Origin of the sequence: Bacillus sp. Root131 (assembly GCF_001429475.1) — a bacterium.
GTDB lineage: Bacteria > Bacillota > Bacilli > Bacillales > Bacillaceae_G > Bacillus_A > Bacillus_A thuringiensis_S.
This window is the reverse complement of the sequence record NZ_LMJQ01000005.1, coordinates 87,293-110,535: the sequence shown is the minus strand read 5'-3', so window position 1 is coordinate 110,535 and position 23,243 is coordinate 87,293. Positions and strand designations below refer to the sequence as shown.

The window sequence follows — 23,243 nt, the reverse complement described above, 5'->3', positions numbered from 1 at the left end:
GGATTTTCTTATGTATTCAATGGAACAAGTTGTAAACTTAGCGAAACATCGCGGTTTTGTTTTCCCTGGTTCTGAAATTTACGGTGGTCTTGCAAACACTTGGGATTACGGTCCACTTGGAATCGAATTAAAAAATAACGTTAAAAAAGCTTGGTGGAAAAAATTCATTCAAGAATCTCCACACAACGTTGGTTTAGACGCAGCTATTTTAATGAACCCTAAAACTTGGATCGCTTCTGGTCACGTTGGTAACTTCAACGATCCAATGATCGACTGTAAAAAATGTAAAGCTCGTCACCGTGCTGACAAATTAATTGAGGATGCTTTAGATGCAAAAGGCATTGAAATGGTTGTTGACGGTCTTACTTTCGACCAAATGGCTGACTTAATGAAAGAACATGAAGTAAAATGTCCTGATTGCGGTAGTGAAGAATTCACTGAAATCCGTCAGTTCAACTTAATGTTCAAAACATTCCAAGGTGTTACAGAGTCTAGCACAAACGAAATTTTCCTTCGTCCTGAAACAGCACAAGGTATTTTCGTAAACTTCAAAAACGTTCAACGCTCTATGCGTAAAAAGCTTCCATTTGGTATTGGCCAAATCGGTAAGAGTTTCCGTAACGAAATCACGCCTGGTAACTTCACATTCCGTACACGTGAATTCGAACAAATGGAACTTGAATTCTTCTGTAAGCCTGGTGAAGATTTAGAGTGGTTCGCATTCTGGCGTGAAACTTGTAAAAACTGGTTACTTTCACTTGGTATGACTGAAGAGAGCATGCGTCTTCGTGACCACGGTGAAGAAGAGTTATCTCACTACAGTAATGCAACAACTGACATTGAATTCAAATTCCCATTCGGTTGGGGCGAACTTTGGGGCGTTGCATCTCGTACAGACTTCGACTTAAAACGTCACATGGAACACTCAAACGAAGACTTTAACTATATCGATCCACAAACGAATGAGCGTTACGTACCATACTGCATCGAGCCATCTTTAGGCGCAGACCGCGTAACATTAGCATTCTTATGTGATGCATATGAAGAAGAACAATTAGAAAACGATTCTCGTACAGTTCTTCGTTTCCACCCTGCTTTAGCACCATACAAAGCAGCTATCTTACCATTATCTAAAAAGCTATCTGAAGGTGCTACTGAAGTATTTGCAGAATTAGCTAAAGACTTCATGGTAGACTTTGATGAAACTGGTTCTATCGGTAAACGTTACCGTCGTCAAGACGAAATCGGTACACCATTCTGTATCACATACGACTTCGACTCAGTTGAAGACAAAGCTGTTACAGTACGTGACCGTGACACAATGGAACAAGTTCGTATGCCAATTAGCGAACTAAAAGGTTTCTTAGAGAAGAAAATCCAGTTCTAATTATAAGAAAAAGAGGCTGCTCATAAGAGCGCCTCTTTTTTACTTTTCACGTTTTTCTTTAATTGCTACTGTACATCTTGATATACATAGTAAATCATCATTTTCATCAATAATGCGAACATCCCAAACCATTGTCGATTGTCCTCTATGTATCGGTGTCCCAATCGCTGTTACAATTCCATCTTTCTTTGAGCGAATGTGGTTTGCATTAATTTCTAATCCGAAACAAATACATTTTTCTTGATCAATTAAATTGTATGAACCAACACTTGCCACTGTTTCTGCTAATGCAACCGATGCACCACCATGTAAAAATCCAAACGGCTGATGCGTACGCTCATCAACAGGCATCGTAGCAACCACCTTTTCTTCTGTCATCTCTAACAACTCAATTCCAAGTGAATCCATTAAAGTTTTTGCCATATCGCTTCCTCCTTCTCTTACTTTAATTAAATGTATAATTTTACCTATTTATTTTCAAACTACTTATAACACTTATATAAGGAGGCTTCACCTAAATGAAACAGAAATTTTGTATATTACTGCTTATGTTCTCCTTGCTGACTATTGTACCAAATTGTGCAATAACAGCCAAAGCATCTAACCTGACAATCGATGTTAAGACTGTAACGCAAAAAGGTAAGAAACCTTATATAGAATATCAAATAAATAGGCCTTCTTTTCACAACTTTTCTGACTCTAAATTTCAAAATAAGCTCAATTTATATTACAAAAAATCCACTGACAAATTTAAAAACAAATTAGAAAAAGAAGCAAAAAAATATTATAAAGAGACAGAAGGATCTAGTACACCATTTCATCCGTACGTAGCAAATGTCGATTATAAAGTCTCATTAAACAAACCACCTTTTCTTAGCCTATATGTGAATTACTATCAATATACTGGCGGAGCACATGGTCTTTATACGTGGAAGGCAAATACATTTGATTTAAACGAAAAAAAGCTACTGCACTTAGACGATTTATTTCAACAAAAAGATAAATATAAAGATGTAATCCGTGCAGAGATTGTAAGACAAATTAAACAAAATGAAAGTATTTATTTTCCTGATGCAACTGAAAAGGTAATGAGTATGAAAAAGTTTCACTTCTTTTTAGAGCCAGACAATCTCGTCATTTATTTCCCTTTATATGAAATTGCTCCGTATTCAAGTGGAATTCCGCAATTTCGTATTCCATATACATTGCTAAGAGACTATTTAAAGCCTTCTTATCAAAATATTTTGATTGACAACAAGTAAATATTTTCGCTACGATAATGTTAACCTAAAAACAACAGGAGGTTAACATTATGAGGAGATTTCATGTTTTAGATTTAGCATTAGCTGCCATGTTCGTCGCTCTTATGGCCATTGGTGCAAATATTGTATCTTGGGCACCATTCCTGCAAGTAGCGGGCATCCCATTATCTATGCAACCATTTTTCGCAATTTTAGCAGGTCTTCTTCTTGGAAGTAGACTTGGTGCCTTATCCATGACTGTATATATGCTCGTTGGCGTAGCCGGCGCACCAATCTTTGCTAACTTCAAAGCTGGATTTGGAGCACTTTTAGATCCTACTGGTGGTTTTATTATCGCATTTATTATCGTTGCTTACGTATCGGGAAAACTAGTAGAACAAAAAGAAAGACCAACATTCATTACATTTGCTATTGCCTCTTTCACAGGAATTATTTTAACTTATATAATCGGTACTACTTACATGTACGGGGCAGTCAATCTCTTTATGGGCGGTAATATGAGTTATAAAGCTGCTTGGATGATTATGATGTGGTTCGCAGTAAAAGATATTGCATTTACAATTATCGGTGCTATTATCGCACCTCGCATATACTATGCTGTGCGTCGTTCTGCTTATCAGCATTCTCATTCGACGATTTCATAATAAAAAAAGAGTTATTTCAACAAGCTGAAATAACTCTTTTTTATATTAAGACTCTTGATTCGCTTGTTCTTCTAAAATTTTCTTCATCATCGCAACCATGTCATCACGTAATTCTGGGTGTTGCAGGGCCATTTCAATTGTCGTTTGAACGAATCCTAGCTTTTCACCTACATCGTAGCGCTTTCCTTCGAAATCGTAAGCAAATACACGTTGGATTTCATTTAAGCTTTGGATTGCATCTGTTAACTGAATTTCACCACCAGCACCGACATGTTGCTGTTCTAAGAACATAAAGATTTCAGGCGTTAAAATGTAACGGCCCATAATCGCTAAGTTTGAAGGTGCTGTACCTTGTGCTGGTTTCTCAACGAAATTGCGAACTTGGTAACGACGACCTTCTTGTTCTAATGGATCGATAATTCCGTAACGGTGTGTTTCTGTTTCTGGAACAGTTTGTACACCAATAACAGAAGAAAGTGTTTTTTCATACTCATCCATTAATTGACGTAAACATGGTTTCTCAGCTTGGACAATATCATCACCTAGTAACACTGCAAATGGCTCATCACCAATGAATTTACGTGCACACCAAACAGCATGTCCTAGTCCCTTCGGCTCTTTTTGACGGATGTAATGAATATCTACCATTTTTGAAGAAGCTTGTACTTTTTCAAGCAACTCATATTTTTTCTTCTCTAATAAGTTTTGTTCTAGTTCAAATGCGTTATCAAAATGATCTTCGATAGAGCGCTTTGTTTTACCAGTAACGATAATAATATCTTCGATTCCCGATTTCACTGCTTCTTCTACAATGTATTGAATCGTTGGTTTATCTACTATCGGTAACATTTCTTTCGGCATTGCTTTCGTTGCTGGTAAAAAACGTGTTCCTAATCCAGCTGCTGGGATTATCGCTTTTCTTACTTTTTTCATCACAAAATACCCTCTCTCCTGTCGGAATTAATAGCAATCATTTCCTACATAAAACAAAAGGGAGATTTCGCTCCCTTTTGTTCCTTACTACTTAAAATTACTTTGTATTATAAACGATTCATAATGTCTTCTTTAATAGTAAGTAACTTTTGTTCACTATTTTGTAAAGAACTATCTTGTACACCGAAGTAGAACTTAATCTTCGGTTCAGTTCCAGATGGACGTAGGCAGAACCATGAACCATCCTCTAATTGATATTTTAACACATTTGATTTCGGTAAGTGAATCTCTTCTTTATGTCCATCTTGTAAAGATGTAATGATGCTTGCTTTATAATCTTCAACTGCTACGACTGTTAAGCCTGCTACTTCTTTCGGAGGATTCTCACGGAACGTCGCCATCATCTCTTGGATTTGTTCCGCTCCATCTTTTCCTTTTAACGTTAACGATACAAGGTCTTCACGGAAGAAACCATACTTCTCAAATACTTCTAATAGACCATCATATAACGTTTTCCCTTGTGATTTGTAGTATGCAGCTACTTCACATGCAAATAGGACAGATTGTACTGCATCTTTATCACGGCAGAATGGACGGATTAAATAACCATAGCTTTCCTCATAACCGAATTGGAATTCGTATTGTCCGCTTTCTTCATACTGTCTAATTTTCTCACCGATAAATTTAAATCCAGTTAACGTATCAACTGTATCTAAACCGTATGCTTTTGCAATTGTACGGCCAATTTCAGACGTTACGATTGTTTTTAATACGACACCGTTCTCTGGAAGTATTCCGTTTTCTTTCTTTTGAGATAGTAAGTAATCAAGCATTAATGCACCTGTTTGGTTTCCTGTTAATACTTGGAACTCACCATTATGATTACGAACAGCTACACCTAGACGATCTGCGTCAGGATCAGTTGCGATTAATACATCTGCGCCTACCTTTTCACCGTCACGAATTGCATACTCAAACGCGGCGTGCTCTTCTGGGTTCGGTGATTTTACTGTAGAGAAGTTTGGATCTGGTAACTCTTGCTCTTTTACAACTGTTACATCTGTAAATCCAACTTCTTCTAAACCACGGCGTACAGAAATATTTGATGTTCCGTGTAATGGTGTAAAGACGATTTTTAAGTCTTTGCCGGCCTTTTCCACCATTTCTTTATTAATGATGACATTGTTCAATTCTGCAGCATATGCATCATCTACTTCTTGTCCAATAATATGTAATAAACCGTCAGCTTTTAATTGCTCTACATCAGCGACTTCAACTGTTAATTCATCTTCTATTGCATCTACGTAGCTAATTAACTCATCCGCTTCTTTTGGCGGCAACTGTCCACCATCTTCACCGTATACTTTGTATCCGTTATATTCAGGCGGATTATGGCTTGCCGTAAGAACGATTCCACTTACTGTATGTAAATGACGAACTGCGAAAGAAAGTACTGGCGTTGGACGTAAGCTTTCAAACACATATGTTGTGATACCACGTGCACCAAGTGTAGCAGCGACTTCCATTGCAAACTCAGGTGATTTATGACGAGAATCATAGGCTACAACAACACCTCGTTTTTTCGCTTCCTCACCTAACTTTTCAATAAAGCTTGCTAATCCTTTTGTTGCTTTACGAACTGTATATACGTTTAAACGGTTCGTACCAGCACCAAGTTCACCACGCATACCACCTGTGCCGAACTCTAGGTTTTTATAAAAGCTATCCTCGATTTTCTTCTCATCTTGGTTCATGTTTTCTAGCTGTTCTTTTAATTCTGCATCTAATTGTGCGTAAGAAAGCCAGCGACTAAATTCTTGTTTCCAATTCATTCTTCTCTCTCCTCTCGCTCGTCATACCTTTATTATATGAAAAAAACATGCCGTATCTCAATATTTTATAAAATCTAGCAGGATTTTACTAGGAATATTTGTATACACTATTGTTAAATACTCCACTAAAGGGAATGAGGATTATGCACGAATGGGGCTTGTCAGAAGAGCTCAAAATACAAACAAAGCAAATGATTGAAATTGCTGAAAGAGAACTATCGATTATGAGGAATGCAATCGATAAAGAAGATGAATGCATTTTATGCAAAATGGAAGATATTCATCATATGTTGGCAAATGTACAAACATTGGCAGCTACATACTATATTCAGGCATATTTATCACCTTATACGGAAAGTTCATCTTTTATTACAACAGCTATCCAACATTTAAGCGCCAGAAAACATGGTGCTCTTATCGTTGTGGAACGAAACGAGACGCTTGAAGCTTTCATTCAAACTGGAACGACATTAAACGCTCATTTAACTGCACCATTACTCGAATCAATATTTTATCCAGGTAACCCTCTTCATGACGGTGCCGTTCTCGTAAAAAATAATCATATTGTCTCAGCTGCTAATATTCTTCCTTTAACGAAAAGTACAGAAGTTGATCCTGAGCTGGGAACACGGCACAGAGCTGCAATTGGCTTATCAGAAAAGAGTGATGCACTTATATTAGTTGTCTCTGAAGAAACGGGCCGTACTTCTTTTGCCTTAAATGGGATTTTGTATACGATTTCTTTATAAAGTGAAACTTTAATCACCCCTCACCAATCAAGAGTTTACGAGCAGCTCGATCCACACTTAACTTCTTTGCTTCCGCTGAATTTTTGAGGTCAGGGTCTTACTGCCCGGCAAATAGCTGGATAAACAAACCTATAAAAAAGAAGACTGTTCCAAAATATTGGAACAGTCTTCACTTATACTCTTATTCTTCTCCGAAACGCTCCACAAGTGTTGCAAGTGTACGTACCATTGCACCAGTTGCTCCAGCTGGCCCTAAGTCGTGCGCGCCTTTTGTTTCTGATGTTCCAGCGATATCTAAGTGTACCCACGGTGTATCTTCAGCGAATTCGCCTAGGAATGTACCTGCCATAACCGCATGTCCTTCACGGCCTGGTGAGTTATTTAAATCAGCAAACTTACTGTTTCTCACACGTTCTTTATCACGATCAAAAATCGGTAGTTGCCAAATTGGCTCATCTGTTTCCATAGAAGCCTCTAGCACTTGCTCAAATAACTCTTCATTATTTGTCATTGCGCCTGTCGTATAGTTTCCAAGTGCAACAATTACACCGCCTGTTAATGTTGCAACATCAACAAGGTAGTTTGCACCAAGTTTTTTCGCATACGTAATACCATCAGCTAAAGCTAGACGACCTTCTGCATCCGTATTTAATACTTCAATTGTCTTTCCGCTCATAGATGTGATTACATCGTCTGGCTTAAATGCCGTACCACTTACAACGTTATCAGTTGAAGGAATAACAGCGATCACATTTTGTTCTGGGCGCAGTTCTCCGATAATTTCCATCGCACCTAATACAGCAGCTGCACCGCCCATATCACCTTTCATACCAACCATGCCTTCACGTGGTTTTAAAGAATAACCACCTGTATCGTATGTAATACCTTTTCCAACGAATCCAATGACATCCGTCCACTCTTCTTTTCCTTTATAAATAAGAGCGATCATTTTTGGTGGCTCTACACTACCTTGGTTTACTGCAAGTAATGCACCCATACCAAGATCTTCCATCTCTTCTTTCTCAAGAACTTTATAGTCCATATCATACTTCTCCGCTAACTCAACAGCATACTCAGCAAGCTTTGTCGCTGTTAATACGTTTGGCGGCATATTTACAAGTGTACGAGCCGAGTTTGTTGCACGTCCATGTACGTAGCCAACTGTTAATGCGGCTTCAATTTCTTGTGCATCTTCCGCTGTAATAGCCGTGAACTTCTCTAACTCTTCACGATCCTTTTTATCTGATTTATACGTTTGTAACTCATATGTACCAAGGCCTTGTACTTCTGCTGCAATATGAGCTACATCAATCGCATCTAATTTCTCTGTTACGAAAGAATCAAGTAAGATTGCTGCATCTTGTACTTTTGCTACTTGTAATGTTTTAAACGCTTTTCCAAGAGCCGCACGTAACGTTTCTGTCGTGTAAGACTCTTTCTTGCCTAAACCAACAAAGTAATAACGTTTCACATTTGTTTTTCCTAAGCTATGTACTTTCGAAATGGCCTTTTTCTTCGTAGATAATTCTTTCTCTTCTAGTAAAACTTGTAATTGTCCTTCAAACGCTTTGTCCAGTTCTTGTACAAAACTACTCATTTTCTCTTCTTCAAATAGAGCAACAATCACTACTTCATGACCTGCTAATTCTTTTTGTACTTGAAACATGTTCAGACCCCCTAAATTTCTCTACCACCATTATAACTTTATTTTCTATAAAATGCGACAATTCCAACTACAGTTATATGACGTGTAAAATCTCCTCTATTATGAAATAAGCCAAGAAAAAAAGTCTAGCGTAATTACAACTAGACTATCTTTGTTTTAAATATTGACCACGAAACACTTGCATCGTTTCGTCTTGATTTAACATCGTTAACTCTTCTTCTGTAAACTTACCATTTCCTACTTTTACTACATACACATTTACTTTTTTCTTACCCCATTGGCTATAAACATCTTTCACCGTATCATAATATAGATCAAGACGGTTTCCTTTTATTGCACCGCCCTTATCAGCTACTACACCATACCCGTAACCTGGCACGAAGAGAATCGTTCCAATCGGGAATACGCGTAAGTCCGCAGCAATTGTGGAATATAAATCCCTTTTCACTTTAACACCTGAATATGTAATACCATACTCTGGATGCCCTGGCCTCTTACCAGTTGACTCAATCCCCGATGTATAACCTGTTGCAGTCATTTCAATTGAACGATATTTAGACCAGTCGTTTGCCTGCTCTAAAGCATTTATCACTTCTTTACTCGGAGCAACATTTCTCTTAACTTCTGCTGCATGTACTTCTTTTGCACTCGTTCCCTCATATTTCTTTACAATCTCTAATAGAGAAACTCCTGTGAAAGCATTCCATGTTACGCATAATGCAATTGCAAGTAAACAAGTCATCATAATGCGAATACAATATCGTTTTAACATTTTTATATTCCACACTCCTTCATCGTTAATCATTCCCTATACGATGAAGGAATATGCAAAAAAAATAATCTCCAAATGAATTGGAGATTAAAACATTTGATATCCGCTTTTCCGAAGTTTCTTGATCACGACTCCTGCTAAAGCAGCCCCTACTAATCCAGTAGATAGAATAAATAAGTCTGCTTGTCCTAAGTGCGATACACTTGTCCCAAATGAAGAAAATGTTTCTTTCGGCTTTGAAAAATAATCCCACATACTCGCTTTATTAATAATAAGCATACAAACAATCGGATACACAATAACCATTACCCATGTAGCCCGCAAAATCATGTTGAGTAAAAATCCAATTCCAAAGAACAAAATAAAGAATAACATCATTGAAATAAGTAGTACCGGTATACTCACTCTTTTTCCCTCTCCTTCGCACGTGCCGTAAATACGTGATAAGCTGTATAACCAAATGATTCTCCTGGATTTAATGTTTTGTCCACTTCAAGATGTAGTTCTGATCTTCCTTCTAACAAATATTTAATAAGTACAGACGTATTCGGATCGTCCGCAATCTTATCTGGATGTAAGAACGCCACTTCAGACAATTCTTTCTCCTGTACAATAATATTTTCTCCTTCAGGCTCCAAAAGGAAAATAATCATATTATCACTAATTTCATCACGAATAACACCCGATCGAACACCAATGATCCCCTTCACATGAGCGACAATGCCTGTCTCTTCTAACACTTCGCGTTTCACAGCTTCATCAACTGTCTCACCTTCATTTACAAAACCAGCCGGTAAAGACCATTTCCCTTTTAATCCACTGTATTTCTTCTTAACGAATAGCCACCTGCCATCTTTTGTAGCTACTAGACCGCTAACAGCTAGCCATACCTTCCCTCGTTTCTCCATGATGTAATAACCTCCTCCATCATAACGGACAGAATATTCTTTCTTTTTTATATATTATACTATATTTTTAATATGAAAAAAGCAGAAACAGCGCTTAGCCGTTTCTGCTTTTTCTACTATATATTAAAAGAACTTTAATTTACCTTTTTTAAGAACTAATAAAGGTCCACCTAATAAGAACAGGTAGCGGTTATCGATTACTTTCTTCATGAAGGAAGCTTTCCAACCTGTTAACTTTTTACCCATAACAACACCCATTGCATCGTCATGACCTAAAGAACATACAGATCCTTTATTATCGAATGCGAATTTTTTCATTTCGCCCTTGCCACGAACTAATACAGTTAAGTTGTGTGCAATGTTGTAACCTTGTTGAATTGCAATTTGTGCTGTTGGTGGGTATGGACGGTTAATTTCTTCGTTAATAATTAACGCGGCATCACCAACCATGAATACCTCTTCGTATCCTGGAGCGTGCATGTACTCATCAACTTTTACACGTCCGCGCATTGCTTCAAAGCCAGACTCTTCTACAATACCATTACCACGAACACCTGCAGCCCAAACTACTGTTTCAGACTTAATTAATTCCGTATCATCGCCATTTGCAACGATAATTCCTTCTTCAGTTGCTTCTTTAATTGCTGTACCGATGCGGAATTCTACGCCTTTTTTCTCAAGTTGTTTTACAGCGTATTCTACTAATGCTGGATCGAAACCTGGAAGTGCTGTTGGAGCCGCTTCTACACAAATGATACGTGCTTTTTCACGTGGTACATTGTACTGTTTGCAAAGTTCAGGAACACGGTTTGCAAGCTCACCTATGTACTCGATACCAGTAAATCCAGCACCACCAACAACGATTGTTACTAACTCATCGCGCTTCTCATCTGCATATTTAGCGAAACTAGCTTCCATATGCTCACGAATTTCACGAGTTGCATTAATGTTAGCGATTGAGAATGCATGCTCTTTTAATCCTGTAATTCCGAATGTTTCTGATTCGAAACCAAGACCGATTACTAAGTAGTCATACTCTAACTCGCCGTCTTTTAAGATAATACGTTTTTCAGCAGCTTTAATTTCTACTACTGTGTCTTGTACAAAGTTCACTTTATTTGTATCAATAACGTCTTGAATATCTAGACAGATTTTTTCATCTTGTAATGTACCAGCTGCGCTCTCGTGTAACCAAGTCGCTTGGTAGTGATAGCTGTTGTTGTTTACTAACGTAATTTCAGCTTCATTTACAGATAATGCTTTTTGCAGACGAACAGTCGTAATCATCCCGCCATAACCTGCACCTAAAACTACGATTTTTGGAGTCTTCACCAAATCACAACCCTTTTCTTTATATAATAGTAATGAGAAATAATACCAAGTACTAAAAACTCTATTTGTCAAGAATGTGGAATTTATCACATTCTATATCATAACAAAACGCAGTCAAAAAATCGTACGAATTTTGTCATAGAAATTTAACATAATACTTCCCTATATTAGTCGGTTTTATTCCAGAATTCAAGCATCTGGCGAATTATCAATATTTTAAAATAACATAGCGTTTTCAAGGGTTTCTCAGCCTTTTTTTCATGTATTTTCCTTTCTGTATATTTTATACAATAAAAAAGAACCTATGCGAAAACTTACACACAATTCAGTCGTTTTCAGAAGTATTATGAACTCAAATATGCTATCATTTATTTGAAAGTGTCATCATTTGCAGGATTTTCGTGTACATATGAACAATATATGAAATCAATATCAAAATTCCATCTATAGGGGGAATGAAAGTGGCAGAAAATCAAAAAGTTTACGACATAACAATTATTGGTGGTGGTCCAACGGGACTGTTCACAGCATTTTATGGCGGTATGAGACAAGCAAGTGTAAAAATCATTGAAAGCTTACCTCAACTTGGAGGACAATTATCCGCACTCTACCCTGAAAAATACATTTATGATGTGGCTGGATTTCCAAAAGTGCGTGCACAAGAATTAGTCGATAACTTAAAAGAGCAAATGAAGAAATTTGATCCAACCGTTTGCTTAGAAGAAGCGGTTGATACGCTTGAAAAACAAGCTGATGGTATATTTAAACTTGTTACGAATAAACAAACTCACTATTCTAAATCAGTCATCATTACTGCCGGCAATGGTGCTTTCCAACCACGCCGCTTAGAATTAGAAGGTACAGCAAAATACGAAAAGAAAAACTTACATTATTTCGTTGATGATATGAATAAATTTGCTGGCAAGCGCGTCGTAGTATTTGGCGGTGGCGACTCCGCAGTAGACTGGACGATGATGTTAGAACCGATTGCTGAAAAAGTTACAATCGTTCATCGCCGTGATAAATTCCGTGCACATGAACATAGCGTCGAAAACTTAATGAATTCTCGTGCAGAAGTAAGTACACCGTATGTTCCAGTTGAACTCATTGGTGATGACAAAATTGAACAAGTCGTTCTTCAGCACGTAAAAACTGAAGAAAAAGTTATCATCGATGTTGATGACGTAATTGTAAACTACGGCTTCGTTTCTTCTCTTGGTCCAATTAAAAACTGGGGCTTAGATATACAAAAAAATAGCATCCTTGTGAATTCAAAAATGGAAACGAATATTCCTGGCATTTACGCTGCTGGTGACATTTGTACATATGAAGGAAAAGTAAAACTTATCGCTTGTGGATTTGGCGAAGCACCGACAGCAGTAAACAATGCAAAAGCTTACTTCGATCCAAATGCAAAACTTCAACCGATGCATAGCTCAAGTATGTTTTAATATAGCAATAAAAAGAACTCCTTTTACGCGAAGGAGTTTTTTATTATTGTGCTACCGTATCCTTCCAAAATATGTTACAATAAAACAGAACAAACGTTCTATTTAATAAGGGGGATATTTTAAAGATGAAAGAACCTATTATCGTAAAAAAAGAAGCTTTCCAAGCAATCGGCGTTTCGGTTACGACGACTAATGAAAAAGAAGCATCTACTGAAGGAAAAATTCCCGAGCTCTGGAACCGATACTTTCAAGAACAAATGATGCATCACATCCCAAATCAACAAACGAAAGAAACACTCGCTTTCTATTCAAACTACGAATCAGATGAAACTGGTACATATACATTTACAATCGGTATGCCCGTTTCTTCACTAAAAGAAGTTCCTGAAAATATGACAACTTTAACAATACCCGCCGCTACGTATGCGGTATTTACAACGAGAAAGGGACCAGTTGCTGAAGTCGTTTGCGAAGCTTGGGAATATATTTGGAAATGGTCGAAAGAAAATAAACGTGCTTTTACAACAGACTTTGAGCTTTATGATGAAAAAGCAACAGATCCAACCAACGTACAATTGGATATTTATATTGCATTAGCCTGAACGACAAAAAAGAAGATACCATTTGGTATCTTCTTTTTTGTCGTTAAATAGCCACTGTGCAAATTCATTATTATTGTCTACAATGAGAAAGTGCAGTATAGAAATATTAGAAACTGTATAAAGTGAAACTATAATCAGCGAGGGACATCTCTCATTGAGTATTAGCCCTCACCAATCGGGCGTTTACTGTTTTTTTAGTTTAAATTTGTCACATAGAAAGGAAGCAATATGGAGGAACTACAACAAAATAAAACTGCTTTAGAAGGAAGCGGAAAACCGTTATTAAAAAATACGAATTTCCTTTTTCTTTGGGCAGCTACTCTTTTTTCAAGCTTTGCTTTAGCCTTTTTTACTTTTTCACAAACGTGGTACATAGCAAAAACATTAAACCTTGAAGCTTCACTCGGTGTTGTTTTCGTAGCTCTTAGTGTTCCAAGGCTTATTTTTATGATTATCGGCGGCGCTGTAGCTGATAAATTCCCGAAAAAAAACATTATGTTTTACTCCAATATTATTCGAGCGATTCTTGTTGCAACCATTCTCACATGGTTTATCGTTGGTGATGTAACACTATATACATTTGCTTTATTCGCTTTATTCTTTGGACTTGCCGATGCTTTCTTCTGGTCAGCAGATGGATCTATCTTACCGGAATTGGTAGGAAAAAGCCGGTTAACACAAGCGAATTCACTTACACAAATGACGAACCAAGCATCGGTCATCTTAGGCCCTGTACTTGGCGGAATTCTTATCAAATTCACAAACTACGAGACAATATTTTCTATTACAATTTTATTACTGATTGTCGCGGCCATACTCGTTCAAAAAATACAATTTACGATGCCAGAACTAAAAGATACGGATAAAGGTATGTTCACTTCCATTAAAGAAGGAATCTTATATGTAAAGGAATCACCATTCCTTTCAACTTTCCTTATTTGTAGCGCCTTTTTAAACTTATTTTTGATCGGCCCGATGCAAGTTGGTTTCCCGCTTTTTGTTAAAAACGTGCTGCATGGTGATTCACTCCAGTTTAGTTACTTAGAAGCATCTGTAGGCGGCGGAATGGCAATCGGTGCTGTCATTGTCGGTTTAAGAAATATTAATCGTAGGCGCGGTCTTTTTTGTATTATCATGATGCTATTGTCTGGTGTATTCTTCTTAGCCATCAACTTTAGCACCGTACTTTGGCAAGCACTATTAGCCGGCATGTTTTATGGTATTACAATTGCAATGGCTATCGTTCCGCTTATGGCGATGATTCAATCGACAGTAAAAGAGGAAATGATGGGACGCGTAATGAGCTTACTTATGCTATCATCAATGGGCTTTATCCCGCTCTCTTATGCATTCACATCAATCGCACTTGCACTGGGAATTCCAATCGTAACCGTTATGAAAAGCGGTGCAATTGCTGTTATCGTCTTCGTACTATTTGTAGCGATTCGTGTTCCAGTTGTAAGAAAGTTCGACTAGCTACTTGGAGTCATGTATTATACGCATGGCTCCTTTTTAAATGGATCAAATAACGCTATCCCCTTACTTCTTCTCAGTGCTGCTCCCCATTCTAATCCAACCTCTAAAAATAAATCTCGCACTGTACTATATAAAAGTGCCTTCACATTTTTACGGATTTCCCCGTATTTATAAGCTCTCACGACACTCTTCACTCGCCAAATGAAATTTCCATACACTTCTTCATCAGCTAATATTTGCTCTAGTAAAACACCTTGCTCTAGCAATCCGCTCTTTTTATATGCAAGTTCTACCTTACTCCAAAATATATTAATCTTCTTCGGATTACTCGTCATCGGCAGAAGTGCGTATATAAAAGGCTTCGGTATATCATGACGGCAATACGTCTCATCAAGCTCGTACGTTATTTTTCTTTTCTCTTTTATTTGTGGAATGTTTTTAGAAAGAATTGTTTCCCTCTCGTTTTTTTGTTCCTTTCCGCTACAGCCAGCTGCATAATCCTCACTTTTACAAGCGGACATTTTCATACGGTCATCCATGCGGTCAATTGCAGATATAAGAAAAATATATAAATTCGCACTATACCCGCCGCGCTTATGTCTTTCTTTTGTTGCAACACGCTTTATAATTCCTAGTCCCTCTAACTTTGCAATTGAACGGCGTACTGTACGAATACTCTTTCCAACATTCTTCGCAATCGTCTCCATTAACGGACAGGCGACTCCTACTGTTTTTTGTTTCTCATTCACCGCATACTTTCCTAAAAAATGAATAATGATAGAATCAGTTTTATTCAATTGAAATCGGTAGCACTTCAAAACTTGTTTTTGATATGTATTAAACTCTTCTTTACTTCGAAATTCACTATATGGTTTCATTAAATTATATAAGCTTCCCATTTATATCACCTCATTTATAAGTAAGAGGCAGGAAGAGAATTTGGCGTGGAATTTAATATTTTTTTAATGGAGATGAAAATATGATCGTAATTAGCGCTTGTTTAGGTGGTATCGCTTGTCGATATGACGGAAATGACAATCTCGTTTCAAAAATAGAGGAGCTTCTGCAAAAAGAAGATACCGTCCTCATTTGTCCTGAAGTATTAGGGGGACTACCAACGCCTCGTCCTTCCGCTGAAATTATTGGCGGGAATGGCGACGACGTTTTGGACGGAAAAGCGAAAGTGATGACAAAAGATGGTGAAGATGTCACAGAAGCTTTCGTAAATGGCGCTTATAAAGCATTAGAACAAATTAAAAATTTACAACCAGAATATATTATTTTAAAGGAACGTAGTCCATCTTGTGGTAGTTCTACGATTTATACTGGAGAATTTAACGGTAATAAGCAAACTGGTTACGGGGTAACTACTGCTTTATTTAAAAGATACGGATTTAAAGTCATTTCAGAAGAAGAATTTGAAAGCAAAAAAAGGAATTGACCCTGTTCGTCAATTCCTTTTCTATCTGTCTTATTTCACGCCTAATTTTTCTTTCACTTTCGCTGGAAGCTCGTCTTTCTTCACTTCTTCCCAAGCTGTTACACCTTTTTTATCTGAGTGATATACGCGTAGGAATGCTTCTTTACGAAGATTTTTTTGAGCTATGAATTCTAATTCTTTCTCTTTACCGTCTTTATCAAAGCCAGTCAGCTTATATTCATAATCTTTAAATTTCTGCCCATCACTAGCTTTACTATCAAATTCTTTTCCATCTACTGTAATTTGAACATAATACTCATCTTTACCCATACGGTTTAAATCACAACCAACTAACAGACTTGCAAATACAACTAAAATACTAAATAGTGCAATGTATCTTTTCATTTCCTTCACCTCATATGTTTTTCTTATATTCTTATCTTAAAGCGCAGAGCTTAAAGAAGAAATTCAAAAACATGACATGAACATTACACTTTTGTAAGATAATAATTATTTCTTCACTTTAGAAATCGTCATTCCATCACCAATTGGAACGAGTACAGATTCTAAATGCAAGTCGTTTTCTATTATTTCATTAAACTTCTTCATAACTTCTGTATAACGTTTTTGTTTCGCACACTCATCACCTACACTACCGCCAATAACGTCTTTCACGCCAATTTCGCCACTTATCACGTAATTTCCTTATACCGTTTATTACGCCCTCAATTATAATCTCTATTACAAGATATCTCACTAAACTAATAATAGGTTTAATTACGTATCTCCCTATGAATTCAAGAATATCCTCCATCATATTTTCCTCCTTCTTTCAAAAGGAAGCTGCTACTACGCGTCCTCTTACGTTCAGTTACAACCGCTGTCCTACTGCGATATATACCAACAAGAATAATACGACAACAACATCCACAATAACGCTATTGAATTTGGAAGAAACTTCGGTAAATACTGATACTATAGTTAACATGGCTAATACAAACACTTTCCATCTATATTCGGGTATGCTCCCAAAAACTTTATAAAATCAACGAAAACTTTACTACAACTCTTCCCGTAACTAATTTATTATCGTGGTAAACCGTCTTCCACTACATCCGTAACAGTTCCATTCGGTTCAAAGATTACACGTAATGATCCTTCTCCACCATAACCAGTATAGTCATATACTGAATAAGATTTATATTTCTCAATCACATGTGGCTGTCCAATTGCAGCTTTTACTTGATTCGCAGGCATACCTTTTTTGATTTTCAAATAGTGATTGTAACTTACTGCTGCCGGATTGTTATTTACATCTTTATACCACGGTACACGATCGTTTTTTTCTTCATATTCCTTTACAGGCTCTTCAATACGTTTCGTAGATACCCGATTCTCTTTATCTTTCTCTGTATCTTTCTCTGTATCCTTTATAGCAGTACGTTCAATATTCACAACGTAACCATATGTATTTAATTCAACCATAATTTCATATGTACCATCTGTATCTTTTTCAGTATAAAATACGCGTTTTTCATTGTTATTATAATGTTTTATGTTCTCACCACCGTAGTCAATCGTATTAAGAATATCCGTATACATCATACCTTCCTCAATCTTTTTAGATTCATCATGAGAAATGTAACGCTTCTGTGATGATGGAGCGTCCTCATTTTTAATACTTTCACGTTTACTCGTAGTCATAGGTGTTTTCTTCTGTTCTTTTAGTACGTCACCTTCCGCCTTCGCTGGTTGCTTTACTCCTACTTTTGTTAATACGTCTGTATCGCTAGAACAAGCTCCCAAAATCGATACTGTAGTCAACGCCATCCCTACTATAAGTACTCTCTTAAATGACTTCACTCTAATCCCCCCGGTATTTTTTAATATCTAGTAATCAACGTATTTTAATTAATACGGAACTATTCAGTTCTATACAATTTGCTATAGCCTTCTCCCTCATGCACCTTTTTTATATAAAGTGAAACTTTAATCAGCCCTCACCAATCGGGCTTTTATGGAATAAATCTACCTATTAGTCATAACCGATGCAGCTACAGCTAATCCAAACATGGTCACCAATCATCTTCGTTACAAATATTAACATTAAATATAATTAATAAATAGTATATTTCTCCTATTCATTTACATTTCTGTTGCATAATCTTATCTTAAAACGAACAATATGAAACTCGATTAATCATATATCCCGTATATAATAACATTTAAATTAAATTCTAAAGTAACTTTACATGCATTTTCTGTTTTAACGCCAAAATAAAAGACCTTCCTAACGATTTTATTCTATCGCTAAAAAGGTCTTTCCTATTTTGGCTAAAAACTTAGCACTCTTCTGGCTTACCAGCATTCGTCGCTGTACGGAAAGATGATCCAAATCTGCATGATGCGATTGTGTATAGATAATCAATCTTGAATTATGCGTTCAATTTAAAGCAGTTTAAAAAATAATAATTCCTTATTCAATTAACATATGCATTAGTTTAACAACCTAATGCTGCTGTACCAACTGATAGTTTAGTTTTCAATATGTGAAAAGGGATTTCTAAATGATGAATTGAATATATATTTATTGTTTACTCGTTTTTGAGAGGTTCCTTTATGGGAAGATAAGCTTTACTATATTCCTGTACTTCACACAGTTCTATAATAACTAATAGTGATGCTGTGACGTGATTTTCTATTAGTGAGATAAAGTATTTTTCAATTCATTTATTATAAATTGCGACTCTCGTCCTCAAGAATTATTTCTTTTGGGTGAAAGTTTTTTTATGATATAAGTTTCATTCTGTCATAATTTAAAGGTTTCGAGAGGAGAAATAATATGAATCCTATTTTATTAGATGTTCCGTTACAAATAGAAACAGACAGACTCATTCTTCGAGCACCACTTCAAGCAGGTGAAGGGAATGTAGTACATGAAGCTATTAAAGATTCAATTCGTGAATTAAAGCCATGGTTGTCTTTATTCCAGTCCATTCCTACTGTTGAAGAAACGGAAATTCTCCTGAGAAATGCGCATATAGATTTTTTGAAAAGAGAAAGCTTTCGCTATCTTATCTATCATAAAGAGACGAATGATTTTGTTGGAACAGCTAGCCTTCATCGAATTGATTGGAAGGTTTCTAAATGTGAAATTGGATACTGGATTAACACGCAATTTAGTGGCAGTGGATATATGACAGAAACAGTAAGTGCGTTAACAAACCTTGGATTTCAGTTATTCAAATTTAGAAGGATTGAAATACGATGTGAATGTAATAACACGAAAAGTCGTGCACTCCCTGAAAAACTAGGCTTTGAACTTGAAGGGATATTACGTAATGAAGATTTTTCAGCTGACGGCAAACAACTAACTGATACTTGCATCTATGCAAAAATAAAGTGAAATATTGATTAGCCTTGGTAATCGGGCTTTTACGGCAAAAGAAAAGACCTCCTTAACGATTTTATTCCATCGCTAAAAAGGTCTTTTTCTATTTCGGCTAAAAACTTAGCACTCTTCTGGCTTACCAGCATTCGTCGCTGTACGGAAAGATGATCCGCATCCGCATGATGCGATTGCGTTTGGATTGTCGATTGTGAATCCGCCGCCAAGCATCGATTGTTTATAATCAATTTTTACTCCTTTAACAATTGGAGCACTTTCTGTATCGATAACAAATTCAACACCGAAAAACTCAAGAACTGTGTCGTCTTCTTTTGGTTCTACTTCAAATCCTAAGCCGTAAGAAAGGCCAGTACATCCGCCGCCGTGTACAGCAAGGCGCACGTACTTCTCTCCATCTTCAGCATCTTTTAACATATCTTTAATTTGAAAAGCTGCTTGTTCTGTTACTTCAATCATGAAATACACCATCCTTTCTGTTCTCATTCTATTATACATCTTTACGCTTCTATCTTGTACTCATACACTCCGCGGCAAATTACTTCCGCAGGCCCTTTCATCAACACGTTTCCTTCTTCAGTCCAAGCAATCATTAAATCGCCGCCAGCTAAATGGACTGTAATTTCCTTACCACGTTCCATCTTTCCATTTAAAATAGCAGCGACAACTGCAGCGCACGCTCCTGTTCCGCAAGCTTGCGTTACACCAGATCCACGTTCCCAAACGCGGAAATTCATCTCTGCATCATTCAAAATCTCGATGAATTCAACATTTACTCGCTCTGGGAACATTTCATGTGTCTCCAGGACTGGACCAAGTGTTGTAAGAGGTGCTTGCTCTACATCATCAACAAAAATAACCGCATGCGGATTCCCCATTGAAACAGCTGTAAATGCATAGCGATGATTATTGTATAAGAAGTTTTCACGAATAAATGGTGTTTCACCTTCACCAAGCATCGGTATTTCTGCACGTGTTAAACGCGGTGCTCCCATATCGATTTTCGCTAATGTAACTTTCCCTTCTTCTACCGTTACTTCCGCTGTTACAATACCAGCTAACGTTTCAATTGTGAAAACTGTTTCTTCTACTAGTTTATGCTCATACGCATATTTCGCTACGCATCGTAAACCGTTACCACAACTCTTTCCTTCTGAACCATCATTATTAAACATGCGCATTTTCACCGGAGCTACGTCAGATGGACAAATTAAAATCATCCCATCTGCTCCAATACCAGTATTAATATTTGAAACCTTTTCCGCCACAAGAACTAAATCTTCTTCAGGAATTTGTTCTTCAAACATATTTACATATATATAACTATTGCCAAGACCATGCATTTTTGTAAAAGAAAATTGGCTCATTTATATTCACTCCAAAAATAATTTGTTATTTTAAGTATAGAATGCATGCTTTTAGAACACAATATGAATGTCCCCCGTTTCTCATATTTGACAACGTTTGGCGATGAGCCACTCTTACACACATTGTGTAAGAAAAAAGCCCTTCTAAAAAGGGCCTTTTTTTATTTATCTATAGTATTAAACTCCCCTACGAAATAACATTTTATCTAATGAAAAAGGTGCTGCTGATTGCAACACCTTAAAACATTGGATTTTCATCCAAATAATCATATACATTATTGACCAGTTCTTCTACTGTAGCACCTTGTACAACTTCACCATTTACAAGTGCAAACGGTCCTTCAAAACAAATGCCACAATATCCTAAACAACCATACTCCATTACATCTAAATTCGGATCTTTTTCTAATTTCTCTAAAGCTGCTTGTGAACCACTTGCAAGGTTACCTACACAAAATTCAATTAATGGTTTAATCAAAATTCTCCCCCCTGTACTACAAAACAAATTACCTTCTGACTCCATCTATAAGAAGAAAACTAAGCTGTCTCTTGTTGTTTTCGTTATACATCCTAAACTATTTAGTTACTTCACTATTTCACTTCAAAGTAGATGGTTTTATTTTATATAACATGCTACTTGCAATAAAATAGTAACTAAAAAGGCAAAACAGTTTACTTTACTTTTCTTCTTATTGTACAACAGAGTATTCATTCATGCATTGTTATTTGTTCACAAATTCGATATAATTTGATTGAGTAAAGTCAAAATATTTTATTAATATAAAATTTTATGATTAGGGGATATTTCAACAGAAAAGGGGTAATCCATCATGAAACACCTCGTAATACTAGGTGGCGGCTACGGTGGAATGAGAATTCTACAAAGGCTACTTCCAAGCAACCAACTTCCAGATGATGTACAAGTGACATTAATCGACAAAGTACCATATCATTGCTTCAAAACTGAATATTATGCATTAGTTGCGGGTACTATTTCAGAAACACATATTCGTATACCGTTTCCCGAGCACCCACGACTCAATATTCAATACGGCACAATAACAAATATTGATCTCGAAGAAAAAGCTGTTCATCTCGATGGCGGCGAAGCGATCCAATATGATGATTTAATTATCGGTCTTGGCTGTGAGGATAAATATCATAACGTTCCTGGGGCGAAAGAATATACACATAGCCTACAATCGATTGAACAAACACGTAAGACATATGAACAATTAAATAGTCTAGAACCAAATGCAACAGTAGCTGTCGTTGGCGCTGGCTTAAGTGGTGTGGAAGTTGCCAGTGAACTTCGCGAAAGCCGTTCTGATTTAAAAATCTATTTATTTGATCGAAAAGATAGAATTTTATTCCCGTATCCAGAGAAATTAAGTAGATACGTAGAAGAATGGTTCGTAAAACATAAAGTTACTATTATAAGAAACTCTAACATTACAAAAGTGGAACCAAATATTGTGTATAACCACGATGAACCACTTGAATGTGATGCAATCGTCTGGACAGCTGGTATTCAAGCAAATGAAGTTGTTCGAAACCTTCCAGTTGAACAAGATGGTAGCGGACGGGTTGTCTTAACTAAATATCATAATATTCCAAATAACGAGCACGTGTATGTTGTAGGAGATTGCGCAGCACTTCCACACGCTCCATCTGCCCAACTTGCTGAAGGTCAAGGAGAGCAAATTGTCCAAATATTATTAAAACGTTGGAACAATGAACCACTTCCTGACGAACTACCTATAATCAAATTAAAAGGTGTTCTCGGCTCTCTTGGTAAGAAGCATGGCTTCGGTTTACTTGCAAACCAACCATTAATGGGACGTGTACCAAGATTATTAAAATCCGGTCTACTTTGGATGTACAAATATCATAAGGGTTAATATCTTACAGGCTGTCTACTATGTAGACAGCCTCTTTGCATCAGTTTTTAAAAATTATCAGACACATCTTTCTCAATATGTATAATGATTTATTTTTCATTTTTATATTAAAAACTATTGATAAACAGTGTATGC

At 36.7% G+C, this 23,243-nt stretch carries 25 protein-coding genes and 2 pseudogenes; 10 read left to right on the top strand and 17 right to left on the bottom strand.

Translation table 11 applies throughout. The annotated features are described in order from the left end of the window. Positions 1 to 10: 10 nt before the first annotated feature. Positions 11 to 1,387 (top strand): glycine--tRNA ligase, encoded by a 1,377-nt coding sequence (locus tag ASE54_RS17320; protein WP_000287148.1) that lies wholly within the window; start codon positions 11 to 13, stop codon positions 1,385 to 1,387. A gap of 39 nt (positions 1,388 to 1,426) precedes the next feature. Here the strand turns inward: ASE54_RS17320 and ASE54_RS17315 are convergent, their stop codons facing one another. Then, a complete protein-coding gene (locus ASE54_RS17315; RefSeq protein ID WP_001140616.1) occupies positions 1,427 to 1,810 on the bottom strand; it encodes a hotdog fold thioesterase in 384 nt (127 codons plus the stop codon). Between the two features lie 95 nt (positions 1,811 to 1,905). On the opposite strand from ASE54_RS17315, the gene ASE54_RS17310 reads away from it, so the two are divergent. Together ASE54_RS17310 and ASE54_RS17305 are read left to right on the top strand one after the other, a co-directional pair. Then, positions 1,906 to 2,649: a DUF3298 and DUF4163 domain-containing protein gene (locus tag ASE54_RS17310; RefSeq protein ID WP_000810328.1), complete on the top strand. Its 744-nt coding sequence runs from the start codon at positions 1,906 to 1,908 to the stop codon at positions 2,647 to 2,649. Between the two features lie 50 nt (positions 2,650 to 2,699). Continuing rightward, positions 2,700 to 3,293 carry a biotin transporter BioY gene (locus tag ASE54_RS17305; protein ID WP_001252163.1) on the top strand — a complete coding sequence of 198 codons (594 nt, stop codon included), beginning with the start codon at positions 2,700 to 2,702 and terminating at the stop codon, positions 3,291 to 3,293. 45 nt (positions 3,294 to 3,338) lie between these two features. Here the strand turns inward: ASE54_RS17305 and galU are convergent, their stop codons facing one another. Together galU and ASE54_RS17295 are read right to left on the bottom strand one after the other, a co-directional pair. Continuing rightward, positions 3,339 to 4,226: a UTP--glucose-1-phosphate uridylyltransferase GalU gene (gene galU / locus ASE54_RS17300; protein WP_000757823.1), complete on the bottom strand. Its 888-nt coding sequence runs from the start codon at positions 4,224 to 4,226 to the stop codon at positions 3,339 to 3,341. Positions 4,227 to 4,333: 107 nt separating this feature from the next. Then, positions 4,334 to 6,058 (bottom strand): phospho-sugar mutase, encoded by a 1,725-nt coding sequence (locus ASE54_RS17295; protein ID WP_001104230.1) that lies wholly within the window; start codon positions 6,056 to 6,058, stop codon positions 4,334 to 4,336. A 143-nt stretch (positions 6,059 to 6,201) separates the two neighbouring features. Here ASE54_RS17295 and cdaS point away from each other — a divergent pair, with 143 nt between their 5' ends. Beyond that, the gene (cdaS, locus tag ASE54_RS17290; RefSeq protein WP_000545255.1) at positions 6,202 to 6,807 is read left to right on the top strand and encodes a sporulation-specific diadenylate cyclase CdaS; all 606 of its coding nucleotides are present in this window, start codon (positions 6,202 to 6,204) and stop codon (positions 6,805 to 6,807) included. A 181-nt stretch (positions 6,808 to 6,988) separates the two neighbouring features. Here the strand turns inward: cdaS and pepA are convergent, their stop codons facing one another. From pepA to ASE54_RS17265, 5 genes are all read right to left on the bottom strand, one after another. Next, positions 6,989 to 8,473, bottom strand: coding sequence for a cytosol aminopeptidase (gene pepA, locus ASE54_RS17285; RefSeq protein ID WP_000487966.1), 1,485 nt, complete (start codon positions 8,471 to 8,473; stop codon positions 6,989 to 6,991). 145 nt (positions 8,474 to 8,618) lie between these two features. Next, entirely contained in the window at positions 8,619 to 9,245 is a 627-nt protein-coding gene (locus ASE54_RS17280; RefSeq protein WP_000920103.1) for a 3D domain-containing protein, read from the bottom strand. A gap of 87 nt (positions 9,246 to 9,332) precedes the next feature. Beyond that, complete coding sequence (locus ASE54_RS17275; protein WP_000027012.1) at positions 9,333 to 9,650, bottom strand: YuiB family protein; 318 nt, start codon at positions 9,648 to 9,650, stop codon at positions 9,333 to 9,335. Further along, positions 9,647 to 10,153, bottom strand: coding sequence for an NUDIX domain-containing protein (locus ASE54_RS17270; protein WP_000415307.1), 507 nt, complete (start codon positions 10,151 to 10,153; stop codon positions 9,647 to 9,649). The genes ASE54_RS17275 and ASE54_RS17270 overlap by 4 nt, the downstream gene beginning before the upstream one ends. A gap of 123 nt (positions 10,154 to 10,276) precedes the next feature. After that, a complete protein-coding gene (locus tag ASE54_RS17265; protein WP_000856600.1) occupies positions 10,277 to 11,485 on the bottom strand; it encodes an NAD(P)/FAD-dependent oxidoreductase in 1,209 nt (402 codons plus the stop codon). A 461-nt stretch (positions 11,486 to 11,946) separates the two neighbouring features. On the opposite strand from ASE54_RS17265, the gene ASE54_RS17260 reads away from it, so the two are divergent. The 3 genes from ASE54_RS17260 to ASE54_RS17250 all read left to right on the top strand — a co-directional run bounded on the left by ASE54_RS17260 (position 11,947) and on the right by ASE54_RS17250 (position 15,014). Then, entirely contained in the window at positions 11,947 to 12,936 is a 990-nt protein-coding gene (locus ASE54_RS17260) for an NAD(P)/FAD-dependent oxidoreductase (RefSeq protein WP_000829785.1), read from the top strand. Between the two features lie 125 nt (positions 12,937 to 13,061). Beyond that, on the top strand, positions 13,062 to 13,538 hold the full coding sequence (locus ASE54_RS17255; RefSeq protein ID WP_000662574.1) for a GyrI-like domain-containing protein: 477 nt from the start codon (positions 13,062 to 13,064) through the stop codon (positions 13,536 to 13,538). A 228-nt stretch (positions 13,539 to 13,766) separates the two neighbouring features. Next, positions 13,767 to 15,014, top strand: coding sequence for an MFS transporter (locus tag ASE54_RS17250; protein WP_000391934.1), 1,248 nt, complete (start codon positions 13,767 to 13,769; stop codon positions 15,012 to 15,014). 17 nt (positions 15,015 to 15,031) lie between these two features. Here the strand turns inward: ASE54_RS17250 and ASE54_RS17245 are convergent, their stop codons facing one another. After that, complete coding sequence (locus tag ASE54_RS17245) at positions 15,032 to 15,913, bottom strand: helix-turn-helix domain-containing protein (protein ID WP_000535257.1); 882 nt, start codon at positions 15,911 to 15,913, stop codon at positions 15,032 to 15,034. Positions 15,914 to 15,993: 80 nt separating this feature from the next. Between ASE54_RS17245 and ASE54_RS17240 the strand changes: the two genes are divergently transcribed. Then, positions 15,994 to 16,455 carry a DUF523 domain-containing protein gene (locus ASE54_RS17240; RefSeq protein ID WP_000635493.1) on the top strand — a complete coding sequence of 154 codons (462 nt, stop codon included), beginning with the start codon at positions 15,994 to 15,996 and terminating at the stop codon, positions 16,453 to 16,455. Between the two features lie 30 nt (positions 16,456 to 16,485). Here ASE54_RS17240 and ASE54_RS17235 read toward each other — a convergent pair whose 3' ends face one another. The 5 genes and pseudogenes from ASE54_RS17235 to ASE54_RS35845 all read right to left on the bottom strand — a co-directional run. Then, positions 16,486 to 16,839, bottom strand: coding sequence for a YxeA family protein (locus tag ASE54_RS17235; RefSeq protein WP_000833143.1), 354 nt, complete (start codon positions 16,837 to 16,839; stop codon positions 16,486 to 16,488). A gap of 105 nt (positions 16,840 to 16,944) precedes the next feature. Then, on the bottom strand, positions 16,945 to 17,130 hold the full coding sequence (locus ASE54_RS17230) for a methyltransferase (protein WP_002083726.1): 186 nt from the start codon (positions 17,128 to 17,130) through the stop codon (positions 16,945 to 16,947). 101 nt (positions 17,131 to 17,231) lie between these two features. Continuing rightward, positions 17,232 to 17,422, bottom strand: a pseudogene (locus ASE54_RS37110) (hypothetical protein). A gap of 98 nt (positions 17,423 to 17,520) precedes the next feature. After that, a complete protein-coding gene (locus tag ASE54_RS17225; protein WP_000834608.1) occupies positions 17,521 to 18,297 on the bottom strand; it encodes a hypothetical protein in 777 nt (258 codons plus the stop codon). Positions 18,298 to 18,776: 479 nt separating this feature from the next. Beyond that, a pseudogene (locus ASE54_RS35845) lies at positions 18,777 to 18,845 on the bottom strand (iron-sulfur cluster assembly accessory protein); the annotation flags it as partial. 431 nt (positions 18,846 to 19,276) lie between these two features. Here ASE54_RS35845 and ASE54_RS17220 point away from each other — a divergent pair. Next, positions 19,277 to 19,840 carry a GNAT family N-acetyltransferase gene (locus ASE54_RS17220; protein WP_001068197.1) on the top strand — a complete coding sequence of 188 codons (564 nt, stop codon included), beginning with the start codon at positions 19,277 to 19,279 and terminating at the stop codon, positions 19,838 to 19,840. A gap of 105 nt (positions 19,841 to 19,945) precedes the next feature. On the opposite strand, the gene ASE54_RS17215 is transcribed toward ASE54_RS17220, so the two are convergent. The 3 genes from ASE54_RS17215 to ASE54_RS17205 form a co-directional block, all read right to left on the bottom strand. Beyond that, a complete protein-coding gene (locus ASE54_RS17215; RefSeq protein WP_000573830.1) occupies positions 19,946 to 20,299 on the bottom strand; it encodes an iron-sulfur cluster assembly accessory protein in 354 nt (117 codons plus the stop codon). Between the two features lie 41 nt (positions 20,300 to 20,340). Further along, complete coding sequence (dapF, locus tag ASE54_RS17210; protein ID WP_000077409.1) at positions 20,341 to 21,207, bottom strand: diaminopimelate epimerase; 867 nt, start codon at positions 21,205 to 21,207, stop codon at positions 20,341 to 20,343. Positions 21,208 to 21,445: 238 nt separating this feature from the next. Next, complete coding sequence (locus tag ASE54_RS17205) at positions 21,446 to 21,685, bottom strand: YuzB family protein (RefSeq protein WP_000595025.1); 240 nt, start codon at positions 21,683 to 21,685, stop codon at positions 21,446 to 21,448. Positions 21,686 to 22,037: 352 nt separating this feature from the next. Here ASE54_RS17205 and ASE54_RS17200 point away from each other — a divergent pair, with 352 nt between their 5' ends. After that, entirely contained in the window at positions 22,038 to 23,108 is a 1,071-nt protein-coding gene (locus ASE54_RS17200; RefSeq protein WP_000682066.1) for an NAD(P)/FAD-dependent oxidoreductase, read from the top strand. Positions 23,109 to 23,243: the final 135 nt, after the last annotated feature.